This window comes from Flavobacterium sp. T12S277, assembly GCF_048514875.1.
In the GTDB taxonomy this organism is placed as follows: domain Bacteria; phylum Bacteroidota; class Bacteroidia; order Flavobacteriales; family Flavobacteriaceae; genus Flavobacterium.
The window spans coordinates 52124-75452 of the sequence record NZ_JBLYEG010000020.1; the positions used below are offsets into that span (position 1 = coordinate 52124).

Sequence of the window (23329 nt, forward strand, 5' to 3'; positions counted from 1 at the left end):
ATTATGTTAGGATTAAAATTAGCCACAGACCCCCGCTGGGTCAATATCGTAGAATCAAATATCGAAGAAATTTTGACGGATCATGCCTGGTGCGAACAAAAAGCCGCTTCAAATGCCATCAGCTTAGTTACTTACAATTCTGAATTGGAAGAATTAGTAACCGAAATGCTTGTGATCGCAAGAGAAGAACTGGAGCATTTGCAAATGGTGCACGATATCATCAAAAAAAGAGGTTTGACTCTGGGGCGTGAAAGAAAAGATCATTATGTAAATGAACTTTTTAAATTCATGAAAAAAGACGGCAGCCGCAGAGATGCTCTTTGCGATCGTCTGTTGTTTTCGGCTATGATTGAAGCCAGAAGCTGCGAGCGTTTTAAAGTACTTTCAGAAAACATAAAAGACGAAGAACTGGCTAAATTCTACCGTGATTTAATGATTTCTGAAGCCGGACATTACACTACATTTTTAGGTTTTGCAAGAAAATATACCGACAATATAGATATCGATAAACGCTGGAAAGAATGGATTGAATTTGAAGGTTCAATTATTACCAACTACGGAAAAAATGAGACCGTACACGGATAATAACTCTTAAAATTCGATTTTCATTTTTACCTATAAATACCACAATTTGTTATGTCTGCAAATAAAATAAAGACCATTTTACTAAAAACGGCCAAATACCTTGGGATTACTTTTGTTGTCATTATAGGATTACTGTTCCTTACGCCCATTATTTTTGAAGATACAATTAAGGAACAAATTAAAAAAACCGCCAACGAGAAACTAAGCGCAGAACTCAACTATTCTGATGTTTCGGTTTCGTTTTTTCAGCATTTCCCCTCTCTGACTCTAACCTTAAGCGACTTAAACCTTAACGGCTCAGCTCCTTATAAGAGCGAAAAATTCATTACCGCCAAGGAAGTTTCTTTTGGTATCAATGTAGCCAGTCTTGTTTTTAGCAAAGAGGTAAAAATCGATCAGATTTATTTGTCTGATTCTTTCATCAATGTAAAGGTAAACGAAGAAGGAGAAGCCAATTACAACATTTATAAAGGTTCTTCGCAGGATTCAAATCCCAAAGACAGCACCGAAACCGCCTTAAAACTGGAACGAATCGAGATTTTAAACAGTAAGATTGTTTACGACGACAAATCGACGAAAATACATTTTGATGCTTTCGGATTTGATTATTTAGGAAAAGGAGATTTAAACAAAGCCGTTTTCGATTTGTATTCGAAAGCAAAAATTGAAAAGTTAAATATCGTTTATGAAAATGAGCCTTATTTGATGAACAAAAAGGTAAATGCTGATCTGATCACAAAAGTCAACGTCAACTCCCTTTCTTTTTATTTCCAACAAAATAACCTTAAAATAAATGACCTTATTGTCGACTTTATTGGGAAATTCAACTTCCTGAAAGACGGATACAATATGGATTTTGTGATAAAATCAGACAACAGTGATTTACACGATGTTTTTACCGCCTTCCCTCCAAAATACATTACCTGGCTGTCGAAAACAGAATTGAAAGGAAATACCAATCTGCTTTTAACTTTAAAAGGAGACTATATTGCCGCACAAAATATTGCCCCGGATCTTAATATGGATGTGAAAATAGACAGCGGATTTGTTAATTACAACAAAAGCGCTTTCCCGGTTTCGAATCTGAATTTAGAGATCAAAACAAAAGTGCCGTCATTAAATCCGGATCTGCTTATGGTTGACGCCAAAAACCTGTCCTTAAACATCAAGCAGGATTATTTAAAAACGAAATTCAACGTTACAGGTGTAAAAACACCGGATATCAACGCCGATTTTAAAGCCAAAATTGACCTTGGAAAATTAATGCAGGCACTTGGGATTCCAAACATCGTACTAAAAGGAAACCTGGCAGGAGACGTAAAAGCAAATGGTAAATTTGATTTAAAAAACAAACTTCTTCCGGTTACCAATGGTGTCATTGATCTGGAAAACGGTTATTTAAAAACACCTTACTATCCAAATCCGATTACAGACATCACCATCAAATCTAAGGTTGAGAATCAAAAAGGAACTTTTGGCGACTTAAAAATAAAACTAAAACCTGCTCAATTCACCTTTGAAGGAAAGCCTGTTTTTGTAGAAGCTGATCTTAGTAATTTTAATGATTTAGCTTACGACATCAAAGCAAAAGGAGAACTGGATGTCAACAAGATCTATAAAGTTTTCTCTCAAAAAGGACTAGACTTAGACGGTTTCGTAAAAGCTGATTTGGTTTTAAAAGGCAAACAAAGCGATGCAGAAAAAGGAAATTACCGCAAGCTGCACAACAAAGGAACGCTTGAACTTAGAAATATTGGCATTACCTCTGAGTATCTTCCGAAGAAATTCATCATCAAAGAAGGTATTTTTAAGATCAATCAGGATAAAATGTCTTTCAATAACTTCTTGGCAGCCTATGGCCAATCTGACTTTAGGTTAAATGGTTATTTACAGAACGTTTTTAATTATGCAACTACCAATACCGGTGTCTTAAAAGGCTCTTTCAAATCGACATCGCGCTATATTAATGTGGATGAATTTATGTCGGCTACTCCGACAACTACTTCGGTTACAGAAGCCAAAACGGAAACTCAGCCTCAAAAGCAAACAGCACAAACAGGAGTTATTATTATTCCTGCCAATTTAAATCTGCAATTTACGGCGAATGCCCAAAAAGTAAATTTCGACAAATTGAATCTTTTAAATGCAGTTGGAAATTTAAGCATGAACAAAGGCAAGCTGAACATGCAGAATACCGGTTTTAATCTAATTGGATGCGACGTGAGCATGAACGCTAATTATCAGGCGATAACTCCTAAAAAAGCCAATTTTGATTACGCGATTAAAGCCTCTGATTTTGACATTAAAAGAGCCTATAACGAAATTGAAGTTTTTAGAAAAATGGCAAGCGCTGCCGAAAAAGCACAAGGAATTGTTTCTTTAGATTACCAGTTAAAAGGCCGTTTAAACAGCAATATGGAACCGGTTTATCCGTCGCTTGCCGGTGGAGGAACCCTTTCGATAAAAGATGTGAAAGTTAGGGGATTGAAAATGTTTAGTGCGGTAAGCAAACAAACCAATACGGAATCGATAAAAAACCCGGATCTTTCAAAAGTAGACATTAAAACTACGATTAAAAACAATATCATGACCGTAGAACGCTTTAAGTTTAAGTTTGCAGGCTTCCGACCAAGAATCGAAGGCACAACAAGTTTAGACGGAAAACTGAACTTAAAAATGCGTTTAGGCCTTCCTCCTTTAGGAATCTTTGGAATTCCGCTGACCATTACCGGAACTCAGGACAATCCAAAAATAAAAGTGGGAAGAAAATCTCAAAATTTAGAGGAAACAAAAGATACTGAGGAATAAATCCTGAAAACCTGTTCATTATGGACAGGTTTTTTTATTTAAATCAAATTATATTTATAGTTTTGAACAGCAATGCAACTTACTCATGAAACAATCAAAAAGAGGGGAGTTTTACGGCCAGACAAACAAAACGATTTCTCTCGAAGGAATAACGTTAACAGATACCGTATATACACATCCTAAAGTAGATTGGCATTATCACGAGCATGCTTACTTTACCTTTATCCTACAGGGAAATGTAATTGAAGGAAATAAAAAAGAAGTGTACAATTGCGCCCCGGGAAGCCTCCTTTTTCACAACTGGCAGGAACCACATTACAACATTAAACCGGAAGGTTTCACAAGAGGTTTTCATCTCGAAATCGAAAAGAAATGGTTTGACAGCCTCACCATGAACAGCGACAACCTACAAGGAAGCGCAACCATCCTGAACCCCGACATCAAACTTTTGATGTATAAAATTTTCAGAGCGACCAAGGTTGACGACTTTCATTTTGACCTGCCCACCCAAACGTTATTGATCGAGATTTTATCAAAACTAAATGGCGATTTTCAGTCTGTCTTACATAAAAATCCCAAATGGGTTACAATGATTGATGAAATTCTTCACGATCAGCTTACCGAAACCATGACACTCGATTATTTGTCGAAAACATTAGGCATACACCCTATTCACCTTTCAAGAGATTTTTCAAAGTATTTTCATTGCAACTTAGGAGAGTACATTCGAAAATTAAAAGTAGAAAAAGCACTATCGCTCATCGCATTACAAAACAAATCGCTAACCGAAATCGCCTACGAATGCGGTTTCTCCGACCAAAGTCATCTCACCCGGTCCTTCAGAGAAATAAACGGACTAAATCCGTCAGCGCACAAAAAGTTACTTTTCAAAAAATAAGTCAAATGTTAATCCTGTACAATTTTTAGAATTTGTTGCAGCGTAGATTTGCCTTTCAATCTTTATAATCAATCAAATGATAAAACACTTTTTTTTACTTGCCCTGCTATTTTGCAATGGTATGATTTCGGCACAAAACAGTGACCTGTTCCAAACGGACGGAATTACAACTGAACTGCACAAAAACAATGTGGGTAAAGTTACTTTTATGAAAGGCAACATTCCACTGGATCAGTATAAAGAAACTGATTTTCTGAAATCCTTTGAACTAACCTATAAATCCGATCTGAACATCAGGGTTTTCATGAACAACTCTGTTACAAATTACCTGCATCAATTGAATCCGGAATTACCCGCAGATCAACTTTTAACGACAGGAAACCTTCAATTTGCCTTTTACATCGACAATAAACTTCTTTATACCGAAAACCTTAATTACGGATGCAGTTTTGGATCGGCAGGTAGCAAAGACACTTCAACAACCTTCAGGGTTCCTTTAACGAGTTCCAAAAAAGAAGACTGGTGGTCCATTTACCTGTGGGAGCGATTTAAAGTGAATGGCGGAGAGAATGCACTAACCAATGGCAAGCATAAACTGAAAATCGAAATTCGTCCTTATCAAACGAATCAAAATGGATCAGTCAAAACAGGAGATTTAATTGCAAAAGGAGAAATTCAGCTGATCCTAAAAGCGCCCAAACTAACCGCCAAACAAATCGAAATTCAACCCATTCAACCCAACAGCGGCTGGGAAGTTTCAAACTTTGCTTTTGACAAAAAGAAAATTGAACAACTCAACACAGCTATTGCCAGCTACAATTTGAAAGAAATCACCAGTGTGGTTGTCATTTACGATAAAAAACTGCTGCTTGAAGAATATTTTAATGAAGCCGACAGAAACACTTTACACGATACCCGATCGGCAGGGAAATCTTTTGCCTCAACTCTAGCAGGAATTGCCATAAACGACGGTTATCTTAAAAATGAAAATCAAACGCTGAACCAATTCTACGATTTAAAGAACTATGCCAACTATGAGTCTAAAAAAGACAGCGTAAAAATAAAAGATTTACTCTCCATGAGCTCCGCCTTTGAGGGCTCTGATCAAAATAGCGATTCCCCAGGAAACGAAGAAAACATGTACCCTACAGACAATTGGGTAAAGTTTACTTTAGACTTACCGATGGACAAATCTAAAACCAATGGCGGTAAATGGGATTATTTTACGGCCGGTGTCGTTTTAATGGGTGACATCATTCATAAATCTGTGCCTGGAGGATTGGAAAAATATGCCGATGAGAAGCTTTTTAAACCTCTAAACATAACGCATTACCAATGGCAGTACACTCCGCAGAAAGTAGCCAATACAGCCGGAAGTCTGCAAATGACAGCATTGGATTATGCTAAATATGCACAATTGTATCAAAATAATGGCCTTTGGAATGGTAAACAAATTCTAACGACTGATTGGGTTCAAAAAACCCTAACCCACCAGTTTCAGATTCCGGAAAGAGAAAACGAATACTACGGTTACCTGTTTTGGAACAGAACTTTTACTTATAAAAACACTCCTTACGAAACCTATTACTGCGCCGGAAATGGTGGAAATGAGTTTATCATTTTCAAGAACCTTCCGCTTGTCGTGATCATTACTTCAAAAGCCTACAACAAACCTTATGGGCATGCACAAGCTGAAAAAATTGTACAGGATTATATACTTCCATCACTATTAAAATAAAAGCCAGCATCAGGTTCAAAAAGGTATTCACTTTACTGTAAAGCGCGTTAGAGATTGCTATTCTTTTGCGATCTCTAAAGGCTTTGCATTTTCTAAAATCACCTGTCACAAAAGATTTAACGTACAAGATTTATAGAATTACATTAGTCCTTCACTAAACAGACAATGTTCCGGAAACATATAAAATACCTTTTGCCAACAACCACAATAAGGCCGCCATGCCTAAAAATCCCCAAGTCCAGTTGCTGCTTCTTTTCCAACTAAAGAAAAATGTCGGGATTTCCCAATATTTAATCACAATAAAAGTACTTACGCCAATTAATGCAACCCAAATCATCTCGGCAGAATGAATGTGAAAACTATAAAACAAAACCGAGGCAAAAAAGAGCGTTGTCACAAATTGTAAATAATAGTAATTCTTATAATTGCGTTTGTAATTATCCTTAAGCGACAACAGCAAAAACGATACAATTAGCAAGCTTGTCAAAGCGGTTATTACATATGAAAAAATTGCATTATACTGCCAAATAAGTAATCCGTCTATGATTAGCGCCAAAACCACACAAGCTGCGAGCGAGTAAACACTTCTTTCAATATAAGTCTCTTTCTCTTTATAAGGTATCAGAATTGGGTACATATATTTCTCTAAAATTCGCCAAAAAGGCAAAGCACAAATAGCCGCCATTGCAGCAATCACAATTTCATAATGATACACCGTGTCCGCCGGAACTTTATACAAGAGATAAAACAGCGCCACAGTAACGATGATAGCAGGCAGGCAAATTGTTTTTACAGTTTCCCACTTATCACTTCCCCAGAAATTATTCTTTATTTCAAAAATATATTTCTGCACCAAATATTTACGGGTAAAAATTGCTGTTGACTGACTCCATAACAAAAACAAACCTGTATGAATTACTATCGTCCGCAATGTCATTTCTTCTATAAAACACCCCCAAACAACGCAGGCAGCCCCTACGAACAACAATTCGTACGTTAATAAAATTGCCGAAAATAAAAGTCTGAATAAGGGCGCAAACTGATTGATCAGGATACCGATCAATGAATTCCAATAATTGCGCAACAAACCTATTATCGAACATATTGCAATAAATGCCGAGAGATACAACATCCAATTGGTAAGCGATTGTGTTTGCATCCATAATTGAACTGCAGAATTTTTTACGGGAGTATAGACTATATGAGAGTTGACGTAAATTTCGTTCGCTAATTGATTTCTTACCGTATCGTTTAGTCCAGAAAATTGCTTTTTGTGTTTTTGCCAATAAACAGTAGCATCAGAACCACTTTTTTGCAAAACGGCAAACTCGTATAAAATCTTTTTTTGAGCATCGGTCAATGACGCAACTTGCTCGGCAGAGTGAATTTCTTTTGCAAACAGGCTTGTACAGAAAAGAAACAGGAGGAAAACTATTTTGTTCAAAATTTGGATAGATTAATCCTTCCAAAAATACAAATAATAAGTATTGGATATAAAGCAAAAAACCCGTTCACCAAAGATGAACGGGTTTTGTAATAAGTAGTCTAATGCTTATGCTTCGAATGGAAGGATAGATACATAAGATTTGTTATCTTTTTTCTTTTGGAACTTAACAACTCCAGCTACTCTTGCGTGTAGTGTGTGATCTTTACTGATGTAAACGTTTTCACCTGGATTATGTTTTGAACCTCTTTGTCTAACGATGATGTTCCCAGCAATAGCAGCTTGACCACCAAAAATCTTAACGCCTAGACGTTTTGATTCTGATTCTCTACCATTCTTCGAACTACCGACACCTTTCTTGTGAGCCATGACGTATGAGTTTAAATATTGTTATTATTCTTTAGTAGCTTCTTTTTTTGCTTTTGGAGCTGCTTTTTTCGCTTTTGGAGCTTCTACTTCTTCAGTAGCTGCATCTTCTGCTACAACTGCTTTTTTAGCTGCTGCTTTTTTAGTTCCTCCTGCTGCAGTAATACCTTCAATTACAATTTGAGTAAGATATTGTCTGTGACCATTTCTTTTTTTGTATCCTTTTCTTCTTTTCTTTTTGAAAACGATAACTTTATCTCCTTTTAAGTGTTGTAACACTTTAGCTTCTACTGAAGCACCTTCTATAGCTGGGGCGCCTAAAGTTACATTTCCGTTATCGTCTAATAAAAGAACTTTGTCAAAAGAAACTTTTGAACCTTCTTCGTTAGCCAAACGGTGAACATAAACCTTTAAGTCTTTGCTTACTTTAAATTGTTGCCCTGCTATCTCTACGATTGCATACATACCAAATTGATTTATTGATTTTTAAGGTTGCAAATATACAACTAATAATTTACTGTGCAATCCCTTATTCCAAAAATATTTATTTCCTTTTTAGCACTGTTTTTCAAGCTGTTCCTGCGCTCTAAAAAAGCCATTTAGAAGTAAAATACTGTTAAAATAGAATCATTTTACCCTTGTTTTCCTAAATGCTAAGTAAAAAAAGTTATTTTTGGTGTAACGATAATCAACTCTTGACTACCTATTTATTTAGGTAAATATAAATTTATTAATTTATGAAAAATTCAATACTTATGTTAAGTGCGGCACTAATGCTCGGCGGAGTGGCTCATGCTCAAAAGGTAGCTTTTGAAGAATACAATTTAGATAATGGTATGCACGTCATTTTGCATAATGATCCCTCGGCTCCGGTGGTGATCACCTCAGTCATGTATCATGTAGGATCAAAAGATGAACGTCCGGACCGAACGGGTTTTGCCCATTTCTTCGAACATTTGTTATTTGAAGGAACCAAAAACATCAACCGTGGCGAATGGATGAAGATTGTTACCGCCAATGGAGGTGTAAACAACGCCAACACTACTGACGACAGAACCTATTACTACGAAGTTTTCCCTTCCAACAGCTTAGAACTTGGTTTATGGATGGAATCAGAAAGATTAATGCATCCGGTGATCAATAAAATTGGTGTTGATACCCAAAATGAAGTCGTTAAGGAAGAGAAAAGAATGCGTTACGACAATCAGCCTTACGGAAACATTCTGCCGGTTGTAAAAGAAAATATGTTTAAAAAACACCCGTACCGCTGGACCACTATTGGTTCTATGAAGGATCTGGATGCTGCAACTCTTGAAGAATTTCAGGCTTTTAATAAAAAATTCTATACGCCAAACAATGCTGTTTTAGTGGTGGCAGGTGATTTTGACAAAGCCAAAACAAAAGAATGGATTCAGAAGTATTTTGCAGCAATTCCGAGAGGCGAAGAGGTAAAAAAACAAACTTATATCGAAGAACCAATCAATCAGACTATCAAAGCCACTTACGAAGATCCGAATATTCAAATTCCGATGGTAGTTGCTTCGTACAGAACTCCGTCTATGAAAACCAGAGATGCCAGAGTTTTAGACTTGATTTCTTCTTATTTAAGTGATGGAAAAAGCTCTAAATTGTACAAGAAAATAGTCGACGACAAAAAAATGGCACTTCAGATTGGAGCAGTAGGATTTAGTCAGGAAGATTACGGAATGTACATTTTATATGGTTTACCAATGGCTCCTAACACGACAGCCGACATTTTAAAAGAAATGGACGAAGAGATTGTAAAAATTCAAACGGATTTGATTTCTGAAAAAGATTATCAAAAATTACAGAACAAATTCGACAATAATTTTGTGAACGCCAATGCAAGTGTTGAAGGAATTGCAGAAAACCTCGCTTCTTTCTACCTGCTTTACGGAGATGTAAACCTTATCAATACCGAGATCGACCTTTATCATTCTATCACAAGAGAAGAAATCAGAGAAGTAGCCAAGAAGTACCTAAACCCTAACCAGCGTTTAATTTTAGACTATATTCCTTCAACTAAAGCTCAAAACTAAGTCATCGAATCATGAAAAAAATACATACATTTTTAATCCTTTTATTCCTAACTGGAATTATGCAAGCACAAGACCGTCCACAACCGAAACCAGGCAACTCGCCTGTAGTCAACATCAAGAAACCACAAACTTTTGTTTTGGCAAACGGGATGAAGGTTTTGGTAGTTGAAAATCATAAATTACCCCGAGTAAGTTTTAACCTGACACTGGACAATGCTCCTTTTACAGAAGGAAACAAAAAGGGTGTTGATGATCTGACAAGCAGTTTGATTGGCAACGGAACAAAGAAAACAACCAAAGAAGCTTTCAATGAAGAAATCGATTTTTACGGAGCAAACATTAACTTCTCTTCTTCAGGAGCTTCCGCAAGTTCGCTTTCTAAATATTCCGGACGTGTTTTAGAACTTTTAGCCGAAGGCGCATTACAGCCGAACTTCACTCAGGCAGAATTTGATAAGGAAAAAGCAAAATTAATCGAAGGACTTAAAGCCGACGAAAAAAGCGTTCCGGCAATTGCCAACAGAGTTGTTGACGTTTTAGCATTTGGAAAAAACCACCCGTCAGGAGAATATCTTTCAGAGGAAACTGTAAAAAACGTAACTCTTACTGATGTTCAGTCTAATTATGCTACTCACTTTGTTCCTGAAAATGCTTATTTGGTTATTATAGGTGATGTTAAATTTAAAGAAACAAAAGCTGCGGTAGAAAAACTTTTTAACGGATGGAAAAAACAAGCCGCTCCAAAAAACACTTACCCTGCTCCGGCGAACGCTTCTAAACTTCAAATTGATTTTGTTGATGTTCCGAATGCAGTTCAATCTGAAATTTCATTGGTAAATACCGTGAATTTAAAAATGAGCGATCCTGATTTCTTTCCTGCTGTAATCGCAAATCAAATTTTAGGAGGTGATTTCAACAGTTACCTAAACATGAATTTACGCGAGAAACATGCCTGGACCTACGGTGCACGCTCGAGCATTGGAAGCGGAAAGTATGTAACCAAATTCAGAGCCTCTTCGGCCGTAAGAAACACTGTAACAGATAGTGCAGTAGTTCAATTTATTAAAGAAATTAAAAGAATCAGAACAGAGAAAGTTTCTGAGGACATTCTGAAAAATGTAAAAGCCGGATATATCGGACGTTTTGTAATGCAGATTGAAAAACCGCAAACCGTTGCACAATATGCCTTAAACATTGAAACAGAAAAACTTCCAGCTGATTTCTACGAAAAATACATTCAAACTATAAACAATGTAACCGCTGACGATATTTACCGCGTTGCCAACAAATACTTCTTACTGGACAATATGCGAATTGTGATTGCCGGAAAAGGAGCTGACGTGATTACAGGTTTAGAGAAACTTCAAATTCCGATTTTCTATTTCGATAAATACGGAAATCCTGTTGAAAAACCAGTAACCAAAAAAGAAGTTCCAGCCGGAATTACTGCTAAAACAGTTTTCGAAAACTACCTTAAAGCAATTGGAGGAGAAAAAGCAGTAGCCGCTGTTAAAACACTTTCAATGACAGGATCTACAACTGTTCCGCAAGCTCCTACTCCATTAACATTTACTTCTAAATTAGATTCAAAAGGAAAAATGATGGTTTCTCTGGCTATGGGAACGATGAATTTAATGAAACAGGTGGTAAACGACAAAGGCGCTTATATCGAACAACAAGGACAACGCAAAAACCTTGAAGGAGCCGATCTTGCTGAAATGAAAGCAAGTGCTGCACCTTTTGAAGAACTTCTGCTTGCAAAAAGAGCCGACTTAAAAGTAGACCGTATCGAGCCTATCAACGGTAAAGATGCTTATGCCATTAAAGAAGGTAAAACAACTTATTTCTACGATGTTAATTCAGGCCTTAAACTTGCCGAATCAAAAGATCGTGAGCAAGGTGGAAAAGCAACTACACAAATCACAAACTTCAACGACTATAAAGACGTAAAAGGGGTAAAAGTTCCTTTTAACATCGTTCAGAATGTAGGTTTTGAATTAGACATCAAAATGTCTGATATCAAAATTAACGAAGGAGTTTCAGAAGCAGATTTTCTTTAATCTGAGAGGCTAAGGTACTAAGGTGCTAAGACACTAAGGTTCTGAGATAATAAGATTTTAAAAGCTTTGTTAAAGTTCAACACTTTGGCAAAGCTTTTTTTATTGACAATAGTTGACAATACTCCATACGGAATTTCTATTGTGATTTCTCCCTTCGGTCGAAATGACAAGTTTGCAATAAACCCGTTGTCTGGCTATAAATCTACAAATAACACCTACTTTTCAGCTGATAAATAAACTCTTTACGGAGCTACTTGCGAAGATTTCTCCCTACGGTCGAAATGACAAGTTTGCGACAAACCGTTGTGACAAACCTTTGTGACAAACCTTTGCGACAAACCTTTGCGACAAGTTTGCGACAAGCCTTTGTCAGGCTGAGCGAAGTCGAAGCCCCCGCTCCAATTGCTCCCTTCAACTTCGCTCAGGGTGACAATCGTTTTCATCACAAACAAAGAAAGGCTGTCAATCCACAAAGAACATTTCACAACCCACATTTCACATCTCACATTTCACAGAAAACATCTCACAAACAACACCTACTTTTTAGCCGATAAATAAACTCCGATAAGAATAATAAAAGCACCAAAAAACTGAATTGGCGTAAGCATTTCATTGTCCAGAAGTCCCCAGAAAAATGCCACGATTGGAATTAAGTACGTTACCGACGTTGCAAACACCGGCGATGACATTTGTATTAATTTAAAAAACAAAATATTGGCGATTCCGGTGCCCAGAACCCCCAAAATCATGACAAACAAAATAGAATGCTGTGTTACTTCAAGGCTTATTCTTTGAGAAAAATCGGTTGTGCTTAAAATTAGTAAAGCCGGAACCAGTAATACTGCGAAATTTCCTGTGGTGATGCTCAGTGAATTTAAATCGGACAAGTATTTTTTAATCAAATTGACATTTATCGCATAACTAAGCGTCGCAATAACGACCAGAATAACATAATAATAATTTTGCCCAGGATGCGAAGATGCCCCGCTTAAAACCAGCAGCAAACACCCAACTAACCCCACAAAAACACCCAAAACCTGTCTTTTTTGAAATTGGATTCCAAAAATAAGCACCCCCAGAACCAATGTATTCAAAGGCGTGAGCGAATTCATAATGGCCACGATTGAACTGTCAACTTCCGTTTCAGCAATCGCAAAAAGAAAGGCTGGTATAAAGGTTCCAAAGAAAGAAGTAATGGCGACAAATTTCCATTGGCGACGCGAAATTTTCTTTAAACTTCTGAAACCCACAATCAGCAAAAACAAAGCTGCAAATATAATTCGGAACGAACCCACCTGAACCGCTGTCAATCCTACCAAACCTCTTTTGATGAGGATAAACGAACTTCCCCAGATCAGCGAGAGTACCAATAAATAAGCCCACTTTAATTGTTTTGCCTCCATAAATCGTATTTTACTGCAAATTTGTAATAATTTTACGAATTGACCTCTTCCTTTTTACTAATTTTGCAAAGAACATTATTCGCAAATTAAAATCTTATAATATGAAATTCACAAAAATCATCGCTACTATCGCCATCGCAGGTTTAGTAATGGTAAGCTGCAAAAAAGAAGATAAAAATCTGGCCAACATAAAATCGGAGAACACAGCTCCTAAAGAGCACAAAGCTATTGCTGCTGAAAATGTACAGACTTCTAGTTTCAAAATCGAAGGGATGACTTGTGCAATGGGATGTGCTAAAACGATCGAAAAAGAATTATCGAATCTGGACGGTGTAGAAAAAGCAACCGTTGATTTTGAGAAAAAAACAGCCACTGTGGTATTTGACAAAACAGTTCAAAACCAGGAAAATTTAACCAAAACAGTTCAGGCAACCGGAGACGGCAAAACGTATAAAGTTTTAGATATCAAATCGTAATCAGGCGATTATTCAGTTCTAAAAGAATTGACAAAAAATAAATCTTTAAACAGTAGTAAACTCAGGCTTGCTACTGTTTTTTTTATGAATCCTTTTCAATACAGCCCTAAAAAACAATGGAACTTAAATTTAGCCACATAGACATCTTAGTTAACGATCTGCAAGCGGCCTGCGACTATTATGCAAAAATCCTCGGAGCGCAAATCTCAAAAAAATTCACCTGGGAAAGAGACGAATTACATGTTACCTATGCTGTTGTAAAAATTGGCGAGGAACGATTTATGCTGGTGCAACCTTTTTCCGGAAATCTAAAAAATCTAATAGACACAAAGGGTTAAGGAACAATCTATCGTCATTGTTATTCTACTCCCGACATCGAAATTGCTTTTGACGAATTGATCCATTCAGGCGTGCAGCCAGAGGACGAAAACGGAAATGCCCTGTCACGAGAAAGCCTCAACTCTCCAAGCGGCGTTAAAATCATCTGGCTTCCGAAACGTTTTGGCGAATTCTCGATTGAAATCCTTGAAGAAGCAGGACTTCAACAGTTTATGAATGAGGCTTTTTCAGCTTCCTGAGGCGCAAATAACAAAAGCCTAGCACTCTGATACTAAACCAAAAAACTTTTAAATAAAATACCCCCAAACAGTATTTCACTTTTTTGGGGGCAGTATAAAATTAAGTACGGACTTTTATTTCCATTTTAATGTTTCCATCAATCGTTGCATATCATTTCTGATGTAACTCGCAGCCGGCATAACCGAATCAAAATTAGGTTTGGCATAAAAATAAACCGAGCCTGTGATAAAATGTTTTGTACTGTCGGTCACGTAAAATTGTGAGTTTGTAGCAGCATTTCCATCTACGCGATAAAACATGCCGTAAACCTTTTTTTCGGGGTTTAAATACGGTTGTTCTAAGATATCATCGGCCTTGATAACGTGCTCATAGGTTAGCTTCTGGGCATCTTTCAGCAGTTTCTCAATATCACCATGAACTGGTTTGTAAGTCAGATAAATGGTAGCTTTCATCTTTGGATAAGTAATCGCAAATCCGCAGTTTTTCTCTCCTTTAATTACAGCTCCTTCATTCATTTCAAAAGTAAACGGGCAATTGTTTTCAAAACCTACATATTTTGCTTCAGGATAATCCAAACGAAGAAAACTTGCCGGCTTTGGCACCACATCATCTTTACAGCTTACAACCGTCAATGCCAGTAAAATTGTTGCTATCGAAATTGTCTTTTTTAGCATTCTTAATCTATTGTTACTTTTATTTGTTTTACACGTTTTTTATCCACCGTTTCTATTGTAAAAACGCAGTTTTCAAACGCTATTTTTTGATCTTTTTTAGGGAAGTTACCCAGAATTTCTAAAATAAACCCTGCCAATGTCTCAGCTTCTCCTTTACGGGATTCAAAGATTTCTTCATTAACGTCTACGATTCTGTAAAAATCCTTAAGATTTATTTTTCCTTCAAACAGGAAATTCTTTTCATCAATCTGCGAAAAATTGAGGTTCTCATCGTCAAACTCGTCACTAATATCCCCCACAATCTCTTCGATAACATCTTCTAGCGAAACCAATCCTGATGTTCCTCCGTATTCATCGACTACAATCGCCAAATGACTTTTAAGGCTCTGAAAATCTTTGAGCAAATTATCCAGTTTCTTATTCTCCGGAACAAAAAAAGCTTCTCTGATCAACGATGTCCAGTCAAATTCTTCCTTATCAATATGAGGCAGTAAATCTTTCACAAACAAAACGCCTTCTATCTGATCAATATTGTCACGATATACCGGAATTCTCGAAAATCCTTTTTCAATTATTTTTGGGCAAATCCCCGCAAACGATTCGGACATCTCGAGCGCAAAAATATCAATTCGGGGACTCATTACCTGCTTGGTATCGGTATTCCCAAAAGACACTATACCTTCCAGTATTTTTTGCTCTTCGCTTGATGTGCCTTCAGAATCTGTCAATTCCAAGGCTTGTGAAAGCTGATTTATAGAGAAATTATTTTTCTGTTTTCCCAATTTATTGTGCAAATATAACGTAACACTACGCATAGGCAAACTGATTGGCGACAGTAATTTATCCAAAACTAGCAAGGGGTAAGCCATACGTTTTGCAAATTTCACATTGTTGCGGCTCGCATAAACTTTAGGAAGTATTTCTCCAAATAGTAAAATCAGGGAAGTAACCAGTATTATTTCGAGAATAAACTTAAGGATTGGCGAATCTATATTCGCAAAAATACTCTGTCCTGTATAAGAGAACAGGATAACAACTCCAATATTAAAAAAGTTATTGGCTACTAATAAGGTTGCCAGAAGTTTCTTGGGTTTATCTAAAAGGCTGGAAATAATTTTTCCTTTGGAATGGTTCTCCTGTAATGCATCGTCAATGTCTTTTTGAGACAAAGAGAAAAGTGCCACTTCGGCACCTGAAACTATTGCCGATAAAAACAGCAAAATAAATATTCCGACAAAACCAATTATCAAATTGATGTCTAGTATCGTATTAAAAAACAAACTGGGCTCCGGGTCCAAATTAAAAAAGATTAGTTAAACAATCAAAAAGGCAAATCATTAATAGGTAAGCCTTCGTTAGTCGCGTCAAAGTTAGTGTTTTTTGCCGGTTCTGTATCCTGATTGGGTTTATGATTTCCGGTTTCTTTTTTGGTAGTCAAGAAAGTAAACTCCGTAACCTGAATTTCTGTCGTATATTTTGTAGTACCGTCTTCTGCTTGCCATTGACGTGATTTGATACGTCCTTCAATATAGATCTTATCTCCTTTTGATAAGTATTTCTCGCAAATTTCGGCCGCTTTGTTTCGTACAACCAGGTTGTGCCATTCTGTTGAAGTTATTTTTTCATTGGTCGTTTTATTGATATAAACCTCATTTGTAGCCAACTGAAAACGCCCAATGCAATTTCCTCCATCAAAATAATGCATTTTTACATCATCGCCCAGATGGCCAATTAACATCACTTTGTTTAATGTTCCGTTCATAATTTATTAGTGGTATTTAACCCAAAGATACATTTTTTTTAGCAAATTATTTCCTGCTTTTCGATAAAATTGTAAATCACAATTGGAAAAGGAAAACTCTTTAAATCACTGGTATTCAATCCATTTTCAATCACCCCCTCTATTCTAACCTTCCAGAACTGTATGTGCAAATGTTGGTGCGAAAGTTTATGAACAACAGTGCTCTCTGCGTAATCTTCTATACCTATAATTGTATACGACGAAAAAACACTGTCTTTAACCGCTTTTGAAACTACATCGAAATCTACAATTTCAGTGGTTTCAAAAAGGGGAAACTCATATAAGTTATGCCAGATTCCTTTTGCTGTTCTTTTCTGAATTAAAGTATTTCCTAAAACGTCTTCCAAAATCAGATAATTAAAGAAGCGATTGGTTACTTTAACTTTCTTAGACTTCACCGGCAAAACAGCGACCTTTTTCTTTTGTAATGCCGCACAGCTATCATTAAAGTCACAGGCAGTACAATCTGGACTTTTAGGCACACACTGCAAAGCACCAAACTCCATTATCGCCTGATTGAAAATAGCTGGATTGTCTTTTGGCATTAATTCGTAGGCCAGTTCTGTAAATTCTTTTTTAGTAGCAGGGGAAGCAATATCCGATTCGATATCAAAATAACGGGAAAGTACTCTAAATACATTTCCGTCAACAACAGGAACAGCTTCATTATAAGAAAAAGAAGCAATTGCAGCCGCTGTATATTCACCGACACCTTTTAATTTTAAAAGTTCTTTATAATTAGGAGGAAAAATTCCATTCAGCTCATTTGCGACATATTGAGCCGTTTTATGCAAATTTCGGGCACGGGAATAATACCCTAATCCCTGCCAAAGTTTCAAAACCTGTTCTTCTGAAGCATTTGCTAAATCAAATACAGTAGGAAATTCCTTCGTAAATGCAAAAAAATACGGCGTTCCCTGCGCAACTCGCGTCTGTTGCAACATAATTTCTGAGAGCCAAATATGGTATGGATTGGTCGTTTTTCGCCATGGCAAATCACGTTTGTTTTGTAAATACCATTTTATCAATATGTTAGAAAAATTCATTGCAAAATACTTAGAATACAAAAGTAAATGTTTATGTAATTAAAATTTAACGATTTAGCTTGATTAATTATTTTTTTAATTCCTATATTTGCAAACTCAAAAAAATAGTACACCATTTATAAAATAAAATAGGAAAGAAAATGACGAAAGCAGATATCGTAGCGAAAATTTCAGAGAAACTAGGTCTTGAAAAAGGAGATGTTCAAGCAACAGTAGAAACTTTTATGGAAGAAGTTAAAACTTCACTAGAAACTGGAGACAATGTTTACCTAAGAGGTTTTGGAAGTTTTATCGTAAAAACCAGAGCTGAAAAGACTGGTAGAAACATTTCTAAGAATACCACTATCAAGATTCCAGCACACAACATTCCTGCGTTTAAACCTGCAAAAGTTTTTGTAGAAGGAGTAAAAACAAATAACGAAGCAAAATAATACTATTAATTAATTATAAAATCGACACGATATGCCAAGTGGTAAAAAAAGAAAGAGACATAAGGTAGCTACTCACAAACGTAAAAAAAGAGCGAGAGCTAACCGTCACAAGAAGAAAAAGTAGTTTTAAACTACTTTTTTCTTTTTAAACGTTCATTGAAATTTGGGAAACTTCAAAAATTCCAAAAAATAAAATCCAAACTCCAAAATTTAAGAAATCAATATTTCTTTCAATTGGAATTTGGAGTTTAGAAAATTGAAATTTAAACTTTCCCTCCCGGGTTCAATACCTGTTAAAAATATTGTTTAATCCATCTGTAAATAAGATTTTAGACTTTAGATTTTAGACTTTAGATTTTGTTAAAAATCTCTAGCCTTTCCTCTTTCTTCTATTTTCTGAAAAAACAGATAAAAATTTACAGTGTGAATAAAGAATTAATCATTAGATCTAGTTCTGAAGCCGTAGATTTTGCCTTATTAAAAGATGGAAAACTAATTGAATTACACAAAGAAGAAGAGAAAAGCAATTTTCAGGTTGGTGATATTTTTATTGCCAAAATACGAAAACCAGTTGCCGGACTTAATGCTGCTTTTGTAAATGTAGGCTTCGAAAAAGATGCTTTTTTACATTATCATGATTTAGGACCTAACTTAGCTTCTCAACTGAAATTCATAAAACTTGTAAGCGCAGGTAAAATAAAAGATTTCTCCCTAAAAACCTTTCAGTTTGAAAAAGAGATTGACAAAGATGGCATCATTACTGATATTTTAAGTGCCAATCAATCTGTTTTAGTTCAAGTTGTAAAAGAACCTATATCGACCAAAGGTCCAAGAATAAGCGCTGAGCTTTCATTGGCTGGAAGATTTATTGTTCTCGTTCCGTTTTCTGACCGTGTTTCTATTTCTCAAAAAATAGAAGACAAAAAGGAAAAGGATCGTCTAAAAAAACTTGTTCTATCGATCAAACCTAAAGGATTTGGTGTTATTGTTCGCACAGTAGCCGAAGGCAAAAACGTAGCCGAATTAGAAAAAGATTTGCAGAACCTGCTTGGCAGATGGACTGCAATGTGTAAAAAATTACCAACTGCTCATCATCCCTCAAAAGTATTAGGAGAGCTCAACAGAGCTTCTTCAATATTAAGAGATGTATTCAATGATACCTTTAGCGGTATTCAAATAGATGACGAAGAGTTGTACCATCAAACGAAGGAATATCTGCAAGAAATTGCACCTTCAAAACAATCGATTGTTAAGTTTTATCAATCAAATGACACTCCAATTTTTGAGAAATACAATATAGAGAGACAAATCAAAACTTCATTTGGAAGAACCGTCTCCATGAGTAAAGGTGCTTATCTTATCATCGAACATACTGAAGCTCTTCACGTTATTGACGTAAATAGTGGAAATCGTTCGAATAAAGCAACCAACCAGGAAGACACTGCCATGGAAGTGAATATGATTGCCGCTGCCGAAATTGCCAGACAACTTCGTTTGCGTGATATGGGTGGAATAATCGTAGTTGATTTTATCGATATGTCTAATCCTGAAAACAGGAAGGTTTTGTTCGACTTCTTGCGAGAAGAAATGAGCGACGATAAAGCAAAGCATAAAATCTTACCGCCTAGTAAATTTGGTTTAGTTCAGATTACCAGACAACGCGTAAGACCAGAAGTTAATATTAAAACCAGAGAAGAAGATCCAAACAATGAACATGGCGAAATTGAAGCGCCAATTTTAATCATTGATAAAATCTCATCTGATTTAGATAGAATTCTAAAAACCCACAAAAGTGTTGTGCTTAACGTACATCCGTTTGTGGCTGCATACCTCAGTAAAGGTTTTCCATCATTACGTTCAAAATGGTTTTTTGAACATAAGAAATGGGTGAAAATCATACCTCGTGACGCTTACACGTACTTAGAATACCATTTCTATGATAAAAAAGGAAATGTTATTTCAGAATAAAAATCAAAACCGCCTTTCGAAAGACTGGCGGTTTTTTTATGCCTTTTTTTTTCGCCACGACTCGAGCGATAGCGAACAGGCGAAGCAATTCACGAATTAATAAAAAGTTTTTTCTGTCATTTCGACCGAAGGGAGAAATCACAGAAGAAATTCCGTCCCTAAAATCGCCAATCTTTGTAGAGTTTCGCGTGTGATTTCTCTCTTCGGTCGAAATGACAAAAGCATGTGAGAAAGTATAATCGGAAAAACCAAAAGTGCGGTTTTACAGAGCCAAAAGTATCAAAAAAATATACTGAATAAAATTATTTGAGCATAAAAAAAGAAAGCCACTACATATTTGTAGTGGCTTTTAAATAGCGTTTAATTACTTTTTAAATTTTCTGTCACACCATCCAAGTTTATTCTCTTCAGGCTCATCCTTCCCAACTCGACTGTACTTTTTTTCAGAATCAAACGTTACTATTGGCGCTTTGTGGTACATTTTAGTATCTCTGTAGTATTGTTTGGCTTTTTCCTTCAATTCAATGCCTCTTGGTACGAACTCAAACGTCAAGCCAATATGATTCAATATCCTTGTAAGACCCACAATATCATCTGCTGATGTAAATGAGCAATGCAAATAACCGTCTCTTAACAAATCTTTCATTGATTTGTTATAGTATGCTTTATCTTTATTTAAAACACTCCACAAAGTTATGTAAGCGCTTTCCTTTGATTTTAGAATGTGAGCATCTATCGTTATCTCTTCTGTTGGTGTCATAATTTCAAATATTTTAGATTCACAAAATTAATTTGAAATAAAACATGCAACTGTTCCGAATTGTATCAAATTTATACTCTGTAGATCATAATATCAGTATAACTTGTTTGGTAATTAACAGTTGCATTCATTGTTTCAGTGTATGCACAGTGAATGGGTTACTCATTGGTGTTTTTGTTTCAATCCATTACAAAAGAATTTCTTTTTTTTATATTATAAAGTTCTGAACTCCATTTGATTTTATATTGATTTTATCGTATTGAGCAGCTAAAACCTGCGTGTTAGACGCATTTATTAATTGACTTCCATTTCCTTTCACACTAACACTATTTGCAGATGCGTCAGTTTTTAGAACTGTCACTTCATAACCATTGCTGCTAAAAGCTGTAGGTAGCGTGATTGTAACCGGAGCGGCTGTTGCATCTGCAAAAATCAACAAACAGTTGTTGTTTGGAAAATCACTTAACACAATGGTATAGTCAGCCGTTTTGGTTAAGTAATTGTTCTTTTTCGCATTCAAATTCAAACTTAATTTGTCCGTAATATTGTTAATTGAGCCATATGATCCATTACCATTGTTAAATGCTGAATCCGCAAGTAAGATTGTTTTGTCAGTGAAATTGTTATACTTAACTTTTAACAACTGAACCGGTGCTGTCGGATCTGCAGGATTTTTTTCGCCATTCAGATAAATATAACCATCTGCTGTGATTGTGTTATCATCGCTTACAGCTGTTTGAATCCCTGTACTATCTTCTGTTGCCAAAGTTTGGCAATCTAACCTGACTAATGATTTACCATACAAAGTTGTTATCAATAATTTGTTGTTAAAAATTCCCATCCAATGAGGTACAGCAAACGTGCCACCTGAGACTATTGTAGTAATAGTAACACCAGTACGTTCTCTCTTAACGTTGCCTTGTAAATCATACACTCTGATCGATATTGTAGTTCCATTAACAAAAAACGGTATGTACAATTCATCATTGTAAATGAGAAAAGGCATGCCAGGAGCGGTTCTATAACTTGTGCTGCTTGTTTGAGAAAAGACCTGGCGATAACGTGTTAAGTCATCAGATATTTCAATAAACTTGGACGGTTGATAATATGCCGTCGTCGCTAAAATGTAAATTTTATCTTTGTATCCAACCATATCAACGGTTACACCATTAAACTCCGCTGTATCAGGTAATGTGAGAACTCGCACATCTGAAAAATCGTAAGGATTGATTTTTGTTATCTTAGTTAGAGTTGTGATTGTTGCAGTGTACAGAAATCCATTATGAAAAATTAAGCTGTGTATTTGTCCAGACAATTCAATTCCATGTGATTTCTCCCATGTTAAAATATTGTCTCTTAGCTTACAGTTAACCAAGCGCATTATAAAAGTTGTTAAACTACCATCCGACGAGTAATTTCCAACAATAAACAAATCATCACCGTTTCTTACGATCTCATTTGTATTTACAATTGTAGTTGATGGAAGAACTGGTTGCAAATCAATTTCTCTAAATTGATCCGAATAATATAGCAGCTTGGAGCTTGCAATTTGGGTTGTACAAAAAAAACCTTCAGGAATAGGTCGTGCCTCCAAATCGAGCAAACGATTGTTTATTACTTTCCCCATTTCAGCAGTCAAAGCTTTCAATGTACCACCCGAAACCAAATCATTTACTAATAAAGTATCAAGATTGGTCTGTATTGATTTGATGTAATTAACTATTTCCTGTAACTGATCTAAATTAACGTCATCTGAAGATAGTAAGCTCTTAATCGCATTAATTTGCCCTTGAATGCTACTGGTAGCATCGAGGTAATTTGCTGTTTTAAATGTGGCTAATAAAGCGTTTACACTCTCTATGAAATTAGAGATTGTACTACTTAATTGTGTGCCAGTATGCGAAGATCTGTCTTTTGCAGTAACTAAACTATTTTGAACAAACTCTAAATCAGCTTTGTCATTCAAAATCTCCTGTAAGTTCTCAATTTTTTCAGCCGGAATCTTTTCGTCTTTAAACCAAATTGAATCAAAAAACGACCAAAATTGTGATTCAGTTGGTTTTAAACCTGTCTTGAACCATTGTTTAATATTTTCTTTAAGTGCCATATTGGAAAAACCGGTCAATTTGACCACCTAATTCCGGAGTAAATTGACCACCCGTTCCGGAGCAAACTGACCACCTGATTCCGGAGCAAATTGACCACCAGGTTTTGTGGTTAATTAACGATTAA

At 36.0% G+C, this 23329-nt stretch carries 21 protein-coding genes; 11 read left to right on the forward strand and 10 right to left on the reverse strand.

Annotated elements, in window-relative coordinates; translation table 11 throughout:
* Positions 1–3 precede the first annotated feature (3 nt).
* From ACN1CN_RS20970 to ACN1CN_RS20985, 4 genes are all read left to right on the forward strand, one after another.
* A complete protein-coding gene (locus ACN1CN_RS20970) occupies positions 4–585 on the forward strand; it encodes a tRNA-(ms[2]io[6]A)-hydroxylase (protein WP_419137390.1) in 582 nt (193 codons plus the stop codon).
* Positions 586–636: 51 nt separating this feature from the next.
* On the forward strand, positions 637–3393 hold the full coding sequence (locus ACN1CN_RS20975) for an AsmA-like C-terminal region-containing protein (RefSeq protein ID WP_419137392.1): 2757 nt from the start codon (positions 637–639) through the stop codon (positions 3391–3393).
* A gap of 85 nt (positions 3394–3478) precedes the next feature.
* The gene (locus tag ACN1CN_RS20980) at positions 3479–4291 is read left to right on the forward strand and encodes a helix-turn-helix domain-containing protein (protein WP_419137393.1); all 813 of its coding nucleotides are present in this window, start codon (positions 3479–3481) and stop codon (positions 4289–4291) included.
* 76 nt (positions 4292–4367) lie between these two features.
* On the forward strand, positions 4368–6029 hold the full coding sequence (locus ACN1CN_RS20985; protein ID WP_419137395.1) for a serine hydrolase domain-containing protein: 1662 nt from the start codon (positions 4368–4370) through the stop codon (positions 6027–6029).
* A 154-nt stretch (positions 6030–6183) separates the two neighbouring features.
* On the opposite strand, the gene ACN1CN_RS20990 is transcribed toward ACN1CN_RS20985, so the two are convergent.
* From ACN1CN_RS20990 to rplU, 3 genes are all read right to left on the reverse strand, one after another.
* Positions 6184–7473, reverse strand: coding sequence for a hypothetical protein (locus tag ACN1CN_RS20990; protein ID WP_419137397.1), 1290 nt, complete (start codon positions 7471–7473; stop codon positions 6184–6186).
* Between the two features lie 108 nt (positions 7474–7581).
* Positions 7582–7842, reverse strand: a complete 261-nt coding sequence (rpmA, locus tag ACN1CN_RS20995) for a 50S ribosomal protein L27 (RefSeq protein WP_017497241.1) — start codon at positions 7840–7842, stop codon at positions 7582–7584.
* Between the two features lie 24 nt (positions 7843–7866).
* Positions 7867–8304, reverse strand: a complete 438-nt coding sequence (rplU, locus tag ACN1CN_RS21000) for a 50S ribosomal protein L21 (protein ID WP_068844917.1) — start codon at positions 8302–8304, stop codon at positions 7867–7869.
* A 272-nt stretch (positions 8305–8576) separates the two neighbouring features.
* Between rplU and ACN1CN_RS21005 the strand changes: the two genes are divergently transcribed.
* Complete coding sequence (locus ACN1CN_RS21005; RefSeq protein WP_419137400.1) at positions 8577–9899, forward strand: M16 family metallopeptidase; 1323 nt, start codon at positions 8577–8579, stop codon at positions 9897–9899.
* An 11-nt stretch (positions 9900–9910) separates the two neighbouring features.
* Entirely contained in the window at positions 9911–11959 is a 2049-nt protein-coding gene (locus ACN1CN_RS21010; RefSeq protein WP_419137402.1) for a M16 family metallopeptidase, read from the forward strand.
* A gap of 536 nt (positions 11960–12495) precedes the next feature.
* Here the strand turns inward: ACN1CN_RS21010 and ACN1CN_RS21015 are convergent.
* Entirely contained in the window at positions 12496–13362 is an 867-nt protein-coding gene (locus ACN1CN_RS21015; protein ID WP_419137404.1) for a DMT family transporter, read from the reverse strand.
* A gap of 101 nt (positions 13363–13463) precedes the next feature.
* On the opposite strand from ACN1CN_RS21015, the gene ACN1CN_RS21020 reads away from it, so the two are divergent.
* The 3 genes from ACN1CN_RS21020 (at position 13464) to ACN1CN_RS21030 (ending at position 14416) form a co-directional block, all read left to right on the forward strand.
* Entirely contained in the window at positions 13464–13838 is a 375-nt protein-coding gene (locus ACN1CN_RS21020) for a heavy-metal-associated domain-containing protein (RefSeq protein ID WP_419137406.1), read from the forward strand.
* Between the two features lie 116 nt (positions 13839–13954).
* Positions 13955–14176, forward strand: coding sequence for a VOC family protein (locus tag ACN1CN_RS21025; protein WP_419137408.1), 222 nt, complete (start codon positions 13955–13957; stop codon positions 14174–14176).
* A gap of 57 nt (positions 14177–14233) precedes the next feature.
* Complete coding sequence (locus tag ACN1CN_RS21030) at positions 14234–14416, forward strand: hypothetical protein (RefSeq protein ID WP_419137410.1); 183 nt, start codon at positions 14234–14236, stop codon at positions 14414–14416.
* 114 nt (positions 14417–14530) lie between these two features.
* On the opposite strand, the gene gldD is transcribed toward ACN1CN_RS21030, so the two are convergent.
* From gldD to mutY, 4 genes are read right to left on the reverse strand one after another with little or no spacing between them, the layout of a single operon-like run.
* Positions 14531–15091 carry a gliding motility lipoprotein GldD gene (gene gldD / locus ACN1CN_RS21035; protein ID WP_263362619.1) on the reverse strand — a complete coding sequence of 187 codons (561 nt, stop codon included), beginning with the start codon at positions 15089–15091 and terminating at the stop codon, positions 14531–14533.
* A gap of 2 nt (positions 15092–15093) precedes the next feature.
* Positions 15094–16389 (reverse strand): gliding motility-associated protein GldE, encoded by a 1296-nt coding sequence (locus ACN1CN_RS21040; RefSeq protein ID WP_264526228.1) that lies wholly within the window; start codon positions 16387–16389, stop codon positions 15094–15096.
* Between the two features lie 23 nt (positions 16390–16412).
* Positions 16413–16853 carry a single-stranded DNA-binding protein gene (locus ACN1CN_RS21045; protein ID WP_264526227.1) on the reverse strand — a complete coding sequence of 147 codons (441 nt, stop codon included), beginning with the start codon at positions 16851–16853 and terminating at the stop codon, positions 16413–16415.
* 38 nt (positions 16854–16891) lie between these two features.
* On the reverse strand, positions 16892–17938 hold the full coding sequence (gene mutY, locus ACN1CN_RS21050) for an A/G-specific adenine glycosylase (protein ID WP_419137411.1): 1047 nt from the start codon (positions 17936–17938) through the stop codon (positions 16892–16894).
* Between the two features lie 140 nt (positions 17939–18078).
* Here mutY and ACN1CN_RS21055 point away from each other — a divergent pair, with 140 nt between their 5' ends.
* Entirely contained in the window at positions 18079–18369 is a 291-nt protein-coding gene (locus ACN1CN_RS21055; protein WP_007805026.1) for an HU family DNA-binding protein, read from the forward strand.
* Positions 18370–18792: 423 nt separating this feature from the next.
* Complete coding sequence (locus tag ACN1CN_RS21060; RefSeq protein ID WP_202702537.1) at positions 18793–20337, forward strand: ribonuclease E/G; 1545 nt, start codon at positions 18793–18795, stop codon at positions 20335–20337.
* A 364-nt stretch (positions 20338–20701) separates the two neighbouring features.
* Here the strand turns inward: ACN1CN_RS21060 and ACN1CN_RS21065 are convergent, their stop codons facing one another.
* Positions 20702–21097, reverse strand: a complete 396-nt coding sequence (locus ACN1CN_RS21065) for a hypothetical protein (RefSeq protein ID WP_419137414.1) — start codon at positions 21095–21097, stop codon at positions 20702–20704.
* A 208-nt stretch (positions 21098–21305) separates the two neighbouring features.
* On the reverse strand, positions 21306–23204 hold the full coding sequence (locus ACN1CN_RS21070; RefSeq protein ID WP_419137416.1) for a hypothetical protein: 1899 nt from the start codon (positions 23202–23204) through the stop codon (positions 21306–21308).
* Between the last annotated feature and the right edge of the window lie 125 nt (positions 23205–23329).